General features: G+C 66.5%; 10 protein-coding genes, 1 tRNA gene and 1 pseudogene. 4 read left to right on the top strand and 8 right to left on the bottom strand.

Annotated features, from left to right (window positions below):
* The first annotated feature begins 12 nt into the window (after positions 1–12).
* Both der and MRBLWO14_RS15670 read left to right on the top strand, forming a co-directional pair.
* Positions 13–1,485, top strand: a complete 1,473-nt coding sequence (gene der, locus MRBLWO14_RS15665; protein WP_341936218.1) for a ribosome biogenesis GTPase Der — start codon at positions 13–15, stop codon at positions 1,483–1,485.
* A gap of 106 nt (positions 1,486–1,591) precedes the next feature.
* Positions 1,592–2,524 carry an NUDIX hydrolase gene (locus MRBLWO14_RS15670; protein WP_341934019.1) on the top strand — a complete coding sequence of 311 codons (933 nt, stop codon included), beginning with the start codon at positions 1,592–1,594 and terminating at the stop codon, positions 2,522–2,524.
* A gap of 147 nt (positions 2,525–2,671) precedes the next feature.
* Here the strand turns inward: MRBLWO14_RS15670 and MRBLWO14_RS15675 are convergent, their stop codons facing one another.
* From MRBLWO14_RS15675 to MRBLWO14_RS15690, 4 genes are all read right to left on the bottom strand, one after another.
* Positions 2,672–4,126, bottom strand: coding sequence for a DUF222 domain-containing protein (locus MRBLWO14_RS15675; RefSeq protein WP_341934020.1), 1,455 nt, complete (start codon positions 4,124–4,126; stop codon positions 2,672–2,674).
* A 37-nt stretch (positions 4,127–4,163) separates the two neighbouring features.
* Positions 4,164–4,547 carry an RNA-binding S4 domain-containing protein gene (locus MRBLWO14_RS15680; protein ID WP_341934021.1) on the bottom strand — a complete coding sequence of 128 codons (384 nt, stop codon included), beginning with the start codon at positions 4,545–4,547 and terminating at the stop codon, positions 4,164–4,166.
* Positions 4,548–4,643: 96 nt separating this feature from the next.
* Complete coding sequence (locus MRBLWO14_RS15685) at positions 4,644–5,099, bottom strand: hypothetical protein (protein WP_341934022.1); 456 nt, start codon at positions 5,097–5,099, stop codon at positions 4,644–4,646.
* 37 nt (positions 5,100–5,136) lie between these two features.
* Entirely contained in the window at positions 5,137–5,721 is a 585-nt protein-coding gene (locus MRBLWO14_RS15690; RefSeq protein WP_341934023.1) for a GNAT family N-acetyltransferase, read from the bottom strand.
* A gap of 117 nt (positions 5,722–5,838) precedes the next feature.
* Between MRBLWO14_RS15690 and MRBLWO14_RS15695 the strand changes: the two genes are divergently transcribed.
* Positions 5,839–5,915 (top strand) — tRNA-Pro (locus tag MRBLWO14_RS15695).
* A gap of 243 nt (positions 5,916–6,158) precedes the next feature.
* Here the strand turns inward: MRBLWO14_RS15695 and MRBLWO14_RS15700 are convergent.
* The 3 genes and pseudogenes from MRBLWO14_RS15700 to MRBLWO14_RS15710 form a co-directional block, all read right to left on the bottom strand.
* Positions 6,159–8,105 carry a hypothetical protein gene (locus MRBLWO14_RS15700; RefSeq protein ID WP_341934024.1) on the bottom strand — a complete coding sequence of 649 codons (1,947 nt, stop codon included), beginning with the start codon at positions 8,103–8,105 and terminating at the stop codon, positions 6,159–6,161.
* A pseudogene (locus MRBLWO14_RS15705) lies at positions 8,105–8,626 on the bottom strand (tyrosine-type recombinase/integrase); the annotation flags it as partial. The gene MRBLWO14_RS15700 and the pseudogene MRBLWO14_RS15705, both read right to left, overlap by 1 nt.
* A 94-nt stretch (positions 8,627–8,720) precedes the next feature.
* Positions 8,721–9,434: a hypothetical protein gene (locus MRBLWO14_RS15710; RefSeq protein ID WP_341934025.1), complete on the bottom strand. Its 714-nt coding sequence runs from the start codon at positions 9,432–9,434 to the stop codon at positions 8,721–8,723.
* Between the two features lie 102 nt (positions 9,435–9,536).
* On the opposite strand from MRBLWO14_RS15710, the gene MRBLWO14_RS15715 reads away from it, so the two are divergent.
* Positions 9,537–10,919 carry a hypothetical protein gene (locus MRBLWO14_RS15715; RefSeq protein ID WP_341934026.1) on the top strand — a complete coding sequence of 461 codons (1,383 nt, stop codon included), beginning with the start codon at positions 9,537–9,539 and terminating at the stop codon, positions 10,917–10,919.
* Between the two features lie 111 nt (positions 10,920–11,030).
* On the opposite strand, the gene MRBLWO14_RS15720 is transcribed toward MRBLWO14_RS15715, so the two are convergent.
* On the bottom strand, positions 11,031–11,864 hold the full coding sequence (locus MRBLWO14_RS15720; RefSeq protein WP_341934027.1) for a hypothetical protein: 834 nt from the start codon (positions 11,862–11,864) through the stop codon (positions 11,031–11,033).
* Between the last annotated feature and the right edge of the window lie 195 nt (positions 11,865–12,059).

A 12,059-nucleotide genomic window follows, 5' to 3' on the forward strand; every position in this document is an offset into this window, starting at 1 on the left:
CTCGCCGAGAAGATGGACGCACTCGACGAGGAGCTGGCCGAACAGCGCGCGGAGACTCTGCGCGCCGGTCTCGCCGACTACGAGCTCGACGACGAGGATGCCGCGCTCCTCGCCGGTGTGGCGCTCGGCGAGGACGGCATCCAGTTCCTGCCCGCGTTGCCCGTCGTGGCGATCGTGGGGCGCCCGAACGTCGGCAAGTCCGCGCTCGTGAACCGCATCCTCGGTCGCCGTGAGGCCGTCGTGGAGGACACCCCTGGTGTCACGCGCGACCGCGTCACGTACAAGGCCGAGTGGAACGACCGTCGCTTCACACTCGTGGACACCGGCGGGTGGGAGCCCGACGCGAAGGGCATCGACCGTTCCGTGGCCGCGCAGGCCGAGGTCGCCATCGACCTGTCGGACGTCGTTCTCTTCGTCGTCGACGCGATGGTCGGCGCCACCTCCACCGACGAGCACGTCGTGAAGCTGCTGCGCAAGAGCGGCAAGCCGGTCTTCCTCGTCGCCAACAAGATCGACGACAGCCGCCAGGAGCCCGAGGCCGCCGCGCTGTGGAACCTCGGTCTCGGCGAGCCGCATCCGGTCTCGGCGATCCACGGTCGCGGCGTCGCCGACCTGCTGGACGCCGTGCTGAAGAAGCTGCCGGACGTCTCGGCTGTCGCGAAGGCGGAGATCGGCGGCCCGCGCCGCGTCGCCATCCTCGGGCGTCCGAACGTCGGCAAGTCCTCGCTGCTGAACAAGGCTGCGGGCGAGGAGCGCGTGGTCGTGAACGACCTCGCCGGCACCACGCGCGACCCGGTCGACGAGATCGTCGAGCTCGGCGGCAAGCTGTGGACGCTCGTCGACACCGCCGGTATCCGTCGCCGAGTGCACATGGCGCAGGGTGCCGACTTCTACGCGTCGCTGCGGACCTCCGCCGCGCTCGAGAAGGCCGAGGTCGCGGTCGTCGTGCTCGATGTGTCGGAGACGATCAGCGAGCAGGACGTGCGCATCATCGACCTCGTGCTCGAGTCGGGCCGTGCCCTCGTGCTCGCGTTCAACAAGTGGGACCGTCTGAACGACCTCGACCTCGAGAACGCCGACCGCCGTCGGTACCTCGAGCGCGAGATCGAGCAGGACCTCGCGCACGTCGCCTGGGCCCCGCGGGTGAACATCTCGGCGAAGACCGGTCGTCACCTCGACAAGCTCGTGCCGGCGCTCGAAACCGCTCTGGAGAACTGGGATCGCCGCATCCCCACGGGTAAGTTCAACGCCTTCCTCGCCGAGCTCGTGGCCGAGCACCCGCACCCGCTGCGCGGCGGCAAGCAGCCGCGCATCCTCTTCGGGACGCAGGCGTCGACCCGCCCGCCGACGTTCGTGCTGTTCACGACCGGATTCCTCGACCCCGGGTACCGTCGCTTCATCCAGCGTCGCCTCCGCGAGCTGTACGAGTTCGAGGGAACGCCCATCGTCGTCAACATGCGCGTCCGCGAGAAGCGCCAGCGCTGATCATCGAGCCTCGACGGGCCGTCCGCTTCCCGCGGGCGGCCCGTCGCTGTTCCCGCATGTGACCGGCGCGAGTGCCGATGCCCGGATGCTGTGAAAGGCTGAGGGGGTGACTGTCGTTCCTCCTGCCGCCGGCGAACCGCGTCGCCCGGACGGGCCTCGCAATCCCGGTGACGCCTGGGTCGTGGCCCCGACCGGGGAGAAGTACTGGGGTCGCTTCGGTGCCGCAGGACTGCTCGCCGTGGATGCCGAGCGGGGCATTCTGCTGCAGCACCGAGTGGCCTGGAGCCACTTCGGGGGCACCTGGGGTCTGCCCGGTGGCGCGCTGCACGAGGGGGAGAGTGCGATCCTCGGCGCGGTGCGGGAAGCGCAAGAGGAAGCCGGGGTGCCGGATGCCTCGGTGCGTCCGAGGTTCACGAGCGTGCTCGACCTCGGAATCTGGTCGTACACGACCGTCGTCGCTGATGTCGTCGAGCCTTTCGAACCGGTGATCAGCGACCCGGAGAGCGTCGCGCTGGAGTGGGTGCCGCTCGACGAGGTGTCGTCGCGGCCGTTGCACCCGGGTTTCGGTAACGCGTGGCCGATCTTGCGCAGGCTTCTCGATGTCCGCCCGTCCGTGGTCGTCGATGCGGCGAACGTGGTGGGCTCGGTGCCGGACGGTTGGTGGAAGGACCGCGCCGGTGCGGCGACCCGGCTTGCTGACGAACTGAACGGGTTGGCGGTGGGTGCCGACGATCTCGATCTCGGCGGCACGTCGTGGTTCCCTCCCGTCGCGTTCGTCGTGGAGGGTGCTGCCCGAGGTATGGACGCCCCCGACGTGGATGAGTCCGACGCCCTCCTGCCCGCGGGTATCGTGTCGGTCGTCGCGGCCGAGGCGGCGGGCGATGATGCGATCGTCGCCGAGGTGGAGCGACGGGTCGCGCGGGGGGAGTACGTGGTGGCGGTGACGAGCGACCGTGAGCTGCGGGAGCGGGTGTCGGCCGCCGGAGCGGCGCAGGTGCGCTCTGCGGGCTGGCTCCGCGGCGTGCTCGACGCGCGGTGACGCTCTGCGGCTCCCGGTGAGAGTGAGCGGCTCCCGGTGAGAACGGGCCGCTCCTGCTGAAAGCCGACGGCGCCCGCTGGGAACGGGCCGCTCCTGCTAAGAGCCGACGGCGCCCGCTGAGAACCGGTCGCTCCTGCTGAGAGCCGCTCACACGAACATCACCCGGCGTCGCGGCGGATCGGTGTACTGGCGACCGAGCGGGCTCGTCCAGGTGACCTCGCCGCCCGGGCCCTGCTGCGCCGTCCACCGATGCCGATCATCGATATCGGGGTGCTTCAGCGAATGGTGGGTCGTGCAGAAGTGACTGAGGTTGTCGAGGCGCGTGCGACCACCGCGGGCATGATCGTGGTTGTGATCGATCTCGCACCGGTGCACCGGCATCCGACACCCTGGGAATCGACAGTGCTGATCGCGTGCCCGGAGGAATCGTCGCATCGCTTCCGTCGGCGTGTAGGTGTCGGTCTCGACGACGAGGCCGGCGGGATCGAGGAAGAGACGCGACCAGCCGGTGTGGCGTCCCGCCAGCGCTCGGGCGATGTCGGGGTCGAGCGGACCGTATCCGTCGAGCTCTGCGGGGCGGTCGTCGGCGCCGGCGAGGGTGTTCGCGGCGACCGTGACCTGGATCCGAGGGTGGACGGCATCGAGACCCGACCCGAGCGCGTCACTCGGAATCGCCGCCAGGAGAAGATCGGCGAGAAGGTCGGCACGGATCTGATCGAGCGTCCGCTCGTCGGAGGGAAGGTGCTCGATCGCCGTGCTGGTGGGGTCGGTCAGGGGGTCGGTGAATGCTCCGAGCGGGTCGGTCGTGAATGTGCCGCCTTCGCCGTGGATGACGCCTTGCTCGTAGGACTCGAGTCGCGGGTCGTCGGGGGAGAGCTCGTCGGCGTCGATACCGTCGGTCGCGGGCTCGAGCACAGGCAGCACCGGTTCGCGGTTGTCGCGGCCACGGACGATCTCGCGTGCCAGACGGGTGAGCCGATCGGCGATCGCGACGGCGATCCACTCAGGGAGAACCGCTGTCAGCAGAGCCAGCCCGTCGTCGACCGAACGCACGCTGACGCAGCGCTCGTCTTTCGCGCGCCGGTGGCGTTCGACGACCGTCTCGCCGGCGAGGGCCGACGCGACCTGCCTTGCATGGGCGCGCGTGCGGGCGGCTGTGTCCTGCTCGGCGACCACGAGCACCGCGGCCTCGAAGAGGGCGAGCGTCTCGGCATCCACTCGTCGGCTGTGTACTGCGTCACTCACGACGGCACTGGCGTGGACGATCTCGCGCACGTGGGCGACGGTGATCGTTCCTGCGGCGAACGCTGCTCGCACGGAAGGCAGATCCCGCGACAGTGTGCGGGCGTCGGTGAACGACTGCTCGACGGCTCCGCGCGAGAGGCGCGCGCCAGCCGAATACTCCGACAGCATCGACCGGTAGATGGAATCGCGGTGGAAGGGGTTCTCGGCGACGTCCGCATCGTGAACGGCGATCCGCTCGATCAGGAGCTCGGACGCTTCCGCCTCGAGGGCGGCGATACGGCGCCTCTTGTCGGTCCAGGCGTCGAGCAGGCGCTGCCGCTCCTCGAGATCGAGGTCGAGGTCGGTACGCCGGGTCATGCCTCCAGTTTAGAACAAATGTTCGAGCGCGAACCGGTCAGAGGTCGAAGATACCGGCATCCTCGTCGCCTCGTCCGCGCAGACGGTCGATGTCCCGCCGCTCGCGCTTCGTCGGGCGTCCGGCGCCACGGTCGCGCACGCCGACCATTGCCTGGGGCTCGCGCTCCGGCGTCCGGTCCTCGTAGGCCGCCGCAGCGAGGGGAGCGCCCACGCGCTTGACGAGCAGCTGTCGCACGATCAGGATGCGGTCGAAGCCGGCGATGCGGATGCGCAGCTCGTCACCGATGCGGACGTGCTGCGCGGCCTTGACCTTATCGCCGTTCAGGCGCACGTGCCCCGCGCGGCATGCGGTCGTGGCTGCCGATCGCGTCTTGTACACGCGCACGGCCCACAGCCAGCTGTCGATGCGTGCGGCGTCCATGAACAGGGTCTCCGGATGGTGAGCGGGGCGGGTCGGTCAGGCGCGTCGACGGACGAGCGCCCGGCGGGTCTCCTCATCGTAAGGTGCGGGGGCAGGTCAGGACTCGACGGTCACCTGCGTGATCTGGCCGTCAGCGCCGAGGTGCACGGCGGGCCAGTATCCCTCGGGGAAGTGCTCGCCGCACGTGTCGATCAGGTGCAGGACGACGGTTCCGTCGGCGGAGGCCTCGATAGTCTCCAGGGTGAGATCGGATGCTGCGGCGTCGAGATCGGCCTGCTCGGGCGTGCCGGTGCTGAACGCCGTGACGACGGCGTCCGATGCGAGGCGTCGCAATGCGGGGAGGGCGGCGATCGTCTCGCGGACGTGCGGGACGAGCCCGCCCGCTTCGTCGGCGGTCGTTCCCTCGAGCATGAGTTCCAGCTCGACCTCGTCGACCGTCACGGTGCCGGCGTACCAGTCGTGGGTGAGTACCGTGCCGTCGCTCAACTCGGTCGTCGCGCGGCTGAGGGTGCCGAGTTCGGGGTCGTCGATGGTCGGGTGCTCGTCGCTCATGCGTCCACGCTACCTGCGCCGGGAGGAAGGGCGCGGATCATGCCGACAGGTCGAGTGCGACGAGAGGGCGACCCGGTTTGAGTTCCGCTCGCTCGGAGAAGCCTTGCGCGGTGAACGTGCTCAGTGTGCCGTGGAACAGCTCGTTGCTGTGCTGCTTCTCGCCGCGTGTGTCGACGGGGTATCCCTCGATCAGGCGCGCGCCGGAGTCGCGGGCGAACGCGACGGCAGCGCGCAGCAGCTCGCGGTTGAGTCCCGATCCGCGGTGCTCTCGACGCACGACAAAGCACGTGATCGCCCATACCGAGTCGTCCTCGAACGGTTCGCTCGTCGCCGCAGCGATCGCACGCGTGTGCGCGAGACGTGCCTGCGGAGGACGCGGACCGACGCGGATCCACCCGGCCGCCTCGCCGTCGACGTACGCGATGATGCCCGGTGGCGGGCCCGCGTCGACCTCGGCGCGGAACATATCCGTGCGCTCGGGGGTGGTGGTCTGATTCCAATCCTTGTTACGGAGCATCGGCCAGATGCACTGGCAACTGGCGCCATCGCCACCGCCGGTCAGCGCATGCTGCACATCGTTCCACCGAGCGGTCGTGGCCAGTTCGGTCGTGATCGTCGCCATGCAGCGACGCTACGCCGAGCCTCCGACACTGTGCAACGCCCGGCCGACAGCCGGTTCGCGGAGGCGGCTCGGGTCAGGCTAAGATAGGGGAGTTGCCTGCGCGAGAGTGCAGAACAACGGGCTGTGGCGCAGCTTGGTAGCGCACTTGACTGGGGGTCAAGGGGTCGCAGGTTCAAATCCTGTCAGCCCGACCAGAGGGGCTGTTGGCAATACTGATTGCAGAACAGCTAGAGAAAAGGGAAGGGCACCTGCTTCGAGCAGGTGCCCTTCCCTTTTCTGCATCTATGGGATCGGATTCGGGTTCAGATCATTGCGTCCGAACCATCCTGGAGACGAAAACACGAACGCGCCCGGTTTTCGGGCGCGTTCGATTGTCCTTTGTAACGAGGAGCGTGCCGGGCGTGCCGCCGGCGGGCGTCGTCAGTGAGCGGAGCGGTTCACGTGCGCATCGGTGTCAGGGTGACCTGATCCATTGTGTCGGGCGACGTGGTTGTCGATGACGATGTTCGACTGCGTCGAGGGACGCTGAGGTCGCCGTTGCCCATGGTCTTCATGTAGCGGTTGGCCCAGACACGGTCGCGGCGACGGATGGTGCGGACACGTGGAGTCGTGCGCGCTCGTTCGGTTTCTTGGTCGCTGAAGAACGCTGCGATCTTCCGGATGTTGTGGGCCACGATGAGGAGCGTGACGAGGATCTGTGCGGCGGTGATTCCGCGCACGCGGCGGCGACCGGGGGTCTCGATGTCCGCGTCGCCCGATGCCTTGAGCTGATGGTTTCCGGACTCGACAGTGTTGCGGGCGTGGTCGTGGAAGGTCTCCCACTCTTCGGTGCCGTAGTCGAAAGCCTGTTGTGGGGCCTGCATCTCAGTGAGGTCGAACGCGGCCGAGTGCTGCTTGCAGATGGTGTCGAGGAACTCTTCTTCAAGAGTTTCGGGCTCGACCTCGGGGCGGGCCTTCTTGGCAGCGTTGACCATCATCTCGCGGAGAGGGCAGGTCACAGTCGGGCTGGGGCCGAGGACCGGGCAGCACAGCATCACCTTTCCATCGGGGGTCTTCGCTTTGTCTTTGACGTGCAGCTGGAAGGCCTTTCGCTCTGCGATGCGGGCGCGGTGAGTTTGAACGTCGATCACGTCGCCGAGACGATCCGGTGTGGCGTTCAGGAGCGGCTTCGGCGTGCTCGGGCAGTAGACGTCGCCTTCGACGAACAGAGCGCCGTGCTGGCCACCCTTCACCCCGACACGCTCGGAGCGGTAGTCCGTGGACGGGGTGAAGCCGGTCTTCAACGCTGGCTTCAGAAGCCGGAACGGCTTGGCATTGGCCCAGTACTGCTTATCGGCATCGGCGATGCCCGGCGCGAGTCCGAGGGTCGCTGCCGACGCGAGCAGGAGCGCGGCTTCTTCGGCGACTTCCATGTTCGGGATGCTTAGCGACGCCGCAACAACGAGGCTTGGGAAGCGCTTGGACCCGGGCTGCTCGGCGTCGACGCGGACGGCGAGGTTCGCTACCCATCCCCAGTCGTAGTCCGCCGACTTCCCGCGTTCAGGTGCGGTCTGGTCAATCTCGCCCTTCTGGTTGTCGACGCGCTCAGCTTTGCCGCTCTTAACGTGCCACCCGGCGAAGGCGTCCACGGGGCCAGGGGAGAGCTCGCCGAAATCGGCTCCCTTCTCAGCCTTGACCTTGCTCGCGAGGTGCTTGCGGCTGTACCCCTTGGTGGTGGGTGTGCCGATGTAGGTCTGGTCGAAGGAGAGATCTAACTGCTTCGAGGCCCGACGCACAGCTCGCGGCTGGAGCATGAACGTCATACGGATAAACAGGCGGGTGTACTCGTCCAGACGCGCCTTGTACTTCTCCGCGCGCTCTGCGTCGTGATTGCGGAGGATCTCCTGGATCTGAGTGTGGGTCTTGGCGGTGTAGAGCTCCTGCGGGTAGGGGTCCATCAGGGTCTTCATTCGGTGGAACGCGCGAATCGTGTTCGAGTACCAGCGCTTCGTCGAGGCGACATGGGTTGCGAAGCTCGTCGGCGTCTCAGGCAAGTCGAGGAGCGCGCTGGACTTCGTGGAGAGCCTGTGCTGCAGTACGTACGCGGCCCGCCTGATGTGCAGCGGTGCCCCTTCCTGGGCAAGAAGGAGGAGCGCGGTGAGCAGCGCGCGGTATGAGATCCTCGCGGGTCGGCCGCCCATTCCGTCGCGGTTGGCATCCTCGGCGGCCCAGCGGTCGAGCTGCTCGAGGATACCGGACTGCCGCACGCGGGTTTCTGCCAAGGTCACAGTGGCGTCGTCGAACTGCTGGAGGTCACGGCCGCGGCCGAGGACCTCGCGCTCGGTGATGCCGCACTCGTCGTTGTCGTCGAAGGCGCGGTAATAGTCGATGTCAACGGAGGTCATTAGGCGACCTCCGCTCCGACGAGCTGAGCAGTGAAGTCAGCGACATCCAGCACGTTCGCGTGCTCGTAGTACCGGACGAGCGTCGAGTAGTGCTCGAAGCCGGCCACTTCACGGAGAACGGGCAGCGGCACGTTGTTGTTGATGTGGTGCAGCAGCCACGCCGCACGAAGGGCCGCAGGAGTGGGACGGACGGGCGCGGGGTGGTCGGTGAGGAAGGACTGGATGATGCGGGGCGGGTACTCGGCGATCCACGGGCCCCGAAACACACGCTGGTCGGAGTCGGAGTCGGAGTCGGAGTCGGAGTCGGAGTCGGAGTCGGAGTCGGAGTCGGAGTCGGAGTCGGAGTCGGAGTCGGCGCGGCCGTCGATGCTGCGCAGCAGCACGCGAGCCCAGGCGTGACGCACCGGCACCCGTCGGGCGCGCTTGCCGAGGACCTCGACGCAGACGATGTTGCCGTCGCGGTGGATGTCGGCGACGCGGACGTTGACGATCTCGGCCGCGGTCAGTCCGGCGCCGCCGGCGAGACCGAGGAGAGCCTAGGGTGGCGGTGCTGTCCGTCTTGCGGCCCACCCTCGTATGCGGTGCTGTCCTCATGGAGCGGACGCCGGCGCAACCTCATGGTTGGCTATTCCACGCCGCGAACTGCTTGCGCTGTCGACGCTCTCGGATACCTTCCTGGAGGCGTAGCTTCACGAATCTCCCCCAGTCGCGGAAGAACTGTGGACGCCTCGTCCCGAGTTCAGGCAGAGGCGAGTAGTAATCGCGGTCGTTCGGCCCAAACGGGGTAGACGTCCCCTCGCGGTAGGTGATGTAGTCATAGGGTTCGTGCCCCGGCGCGTGATGGCGCACGAAGAAAATCGCGGAGCCGTCGTACTCGTCGCCGTCCGGGTTGACATGCTCGATCCACTTCCAAGGTATGTGGCCAGTCTTCGCCACGTTGGGTGCTGGTGTCTTGGTCGGCGTCAATGTGCGCCGCCCCTTGTCAGCCCAATAGCTCTTCTGCCCGCCCAGGATGACTTCGATGCCGCTGTGGTCAATCTCGATGATCTCGGGTCCCGTGTACGCATACCCACGCCAGGTCAGAACGTTTGAGCCGTCGTATCCGCGCGCGTATCGGGCGGCGTTCATCACGATGATCTTGCTGTTCAGGCCGTCCTTGCGAATAGGTCCCAGCACTTTCCATGCTTGCTCCGTCAGTTCTGCGTCCCGCTGCTGACGCTCCCGGAATGACAGCCGACGTCCGATCTGAAAGATCGCCAGGGTGACCCCGAGCGAGGCTACGGCGACGAGAAGGGAGACGAAGTCCACCCAGGAGAACGAGCCAGTCATGACGACCACGCTAGCGGCCCTCGGCCATGGTGAGCGGGCGACTCCTCCCCGGAGGTAGGTGCCTCGCGGTAGGTTCGCCGATACAACGAGCAGAGGATCTTCATGGCGAACACCTTGACCGCCGACGATGTGCGCGTGGGATACATCGACACCCCCGACCTCGAGGAAGCGTCCGTCGCCGCTGCCCTGGTCTCCGATCACGCAGGGGCGTTGCTGCGCATTCCCTATGTGCGAAACCCGAACGCCCCCGGCACGGGCCGTTTCAGCACGGTCAGCCAATGGTTCCATCACAACGAGTCCGCGATCCCGTCGACCATCATCTTCACGGACGCTCGAGGAAGCGTCACGTTGAACGGGGTACGTTTCGCGGGCTCCTCCGGTGGCGCGGTAGACGAAGGTCGCCTTCGCGCGAGAACTGTGATCTTCAATAATCCCCGCACGTTCCAAGACGAATATCGGGTGGGGCAGGTCACCTCGATGATTGACGGGCTGCAGGAGTTCGCAGGCTTCCGCCCCGTCTCCCTCGACGTCACCCGTGTAGATAACAGGAACCGAGTCACGGTGGTCGTGGAAGCTGACGAACACGTGGATTGGGAGGTCGACGACGTTGCCTACGAGGTGAGCGCGAATGCGTCATGGGAGGGCCAGGAAGGTACACGCTTCACCATTCACAACGCCGCCCCGCTGCTCACGACCACGATCCGGAACGGAGCCACGCCGGCAGAACACCTTCAGGCCCAACGCCCCATTCGCGCTCTGCTGATCCTCGCTCACGGCCGGGCCCTGTTCTGGCGCCAGCATCTTCTGCGCGACGAAGAGTTCCCCACGTGGATGATGGCGGGTGAACCGCAGGCTGCGAGCTCGGTACCCGTGCAGTTAGCGGCGACGGTGCGTGAGGCGGAACGCACTCCCACTCCGGACCGTGACCTTGTGTCTCCACTGCTCAGCCTCTCCGACGTCGGTCCGGACGGGATGTCACGGTGGGTGCGCCTGTATGGCGAGGACAACTTCCGTCGAGCGGTGGAACCGGTGGTCGAGGTGTTGAATGGGGCGACGAAGTTCCTCGAGCCTCAGCTGATGATGCTTGCCATCAGCTTGGACCGATTCGGGGCACACAGTTTCGCAGACGGTCGCCAGCGTCGGCTGTCTCAGACGATCCTCCGCTGCATCGAACGTGCGAACCTGGACTGGCCGAGTATTGGCCCTCGGGTGGGAATTGCAAAGGCTCTCGCGAACATGAACAACGACCTGAAACATCCCGACCGTGGCAGCTACCCGGACGGGGATGCCTTAGCGGTCATGGTCGATCTGGCGAAGGTCATAGCTCGGGCGCAGCTGTTCCCACTGTTGGCGGTGCCTGACGAGCGCCGCGAGAGCTTTTTCGGGTGGGGTGATGCGGGCAGCGCCGTCCGGGCATTCGGGGCGGCCGGGATCACCGTCGACGAAGCCGGAGCGATCCATCGGCGGGCATCGTCTTCGGACTGACCGCCAACCACGGGGTGAGCGAAACCGGTGACCTTCACGTCGCCGACACGACGGTCGGGCTGAGTCCGCAACGGGAGCGGTGACTCGCCACGAGGGCTTCGGCGCACGACGTCACGCACGCTCGCTTCCCGGGACGTCCGCTCCCGCCAGACGGTCCTTGAACACTTCCACGAAGGACCTCCACTGGTCCCCGAGCTCTTCATCGAGCGCGGGCACCACAGGGGCGCCGCTGTTCGCGTCATACTCTGCGACGTATACCTTCGTCAGCATCGGCTCTTCCTGGTCTGATGCCACGACTTCTTCTTCGAAGATGTCACCGAGGTCGGGGATGATTCCATCGACGTGGAAACGCGCGACGACGTCGAGCGTTATGAGGGAGAGCGCCATCAGCCGAGCCACAATCGGCACCGCCGCACGAAAGCGTTCGGTGACCCCAAACACCTGCCCTTCCTCTCTCCGCGAGCTGTCCGCATGCACAACATCGCCATAGATCCAAGAGAACGCGAGCGCGTTGTCGCTGATGCGCATCTCCGTGCTGTCGGGGGCTTTCACCCGCATCTCGTAGAAGCCGACCTGCTTTCCTTTCGGGTCAACCGCTGCCCATTGCCGTTTCAGCTCGCGCAACGATTCGAGCGCACTCGCTGACACGTTCGCCTTCCGGGCGAAGTAGAGCAAAGCGTTCACTACCTTGGCGTGGTACGTGTCCTCATCGTTGAGCGTCAGCGGGCGAACACGAGCAGCCGCACTCTCGACAACTTCTTCGTCTGGTAGTTCGCGGGTCACGGTGAGCGCCCCGGTCTCACGAGCGACGTGGACGGTGATTCGAGGGTTCTGGAGTTTCTGAAGGGTGTCGATGTCTTGGGCGAGCGAGTGCGCTTGAATGCGCCGCGCACGCAGTACGAACGACTGGAGAGCAGCACGATGACGTGCAACGTGGTCCGTCATGTGATGAGTATGGAGCCTTTCACCCATTCGCCTTGATGGGCGTGCCGGGCCGGTCGATAAGCGGCTCGAGATCGCATGAGTGACCTGCCCACGACGTGTGCCTTGCGGCAACAGGAAATGTTGCCGAACCGCCGTCGCGACCGGCGGCGAAGCATTGTCGTAGCTCCGGTATAGCGTGTCAGCATGAACCCGCTT

Source organism: Microbacterium sp. LWO14-1.2 (assembly GCF_038397715.1).
Taxonomy (GTDB): Bacteria; Actinomycetota; Actinomycetes; order Actinomycetales; family Microbacteriaceae; genus Microbacterium.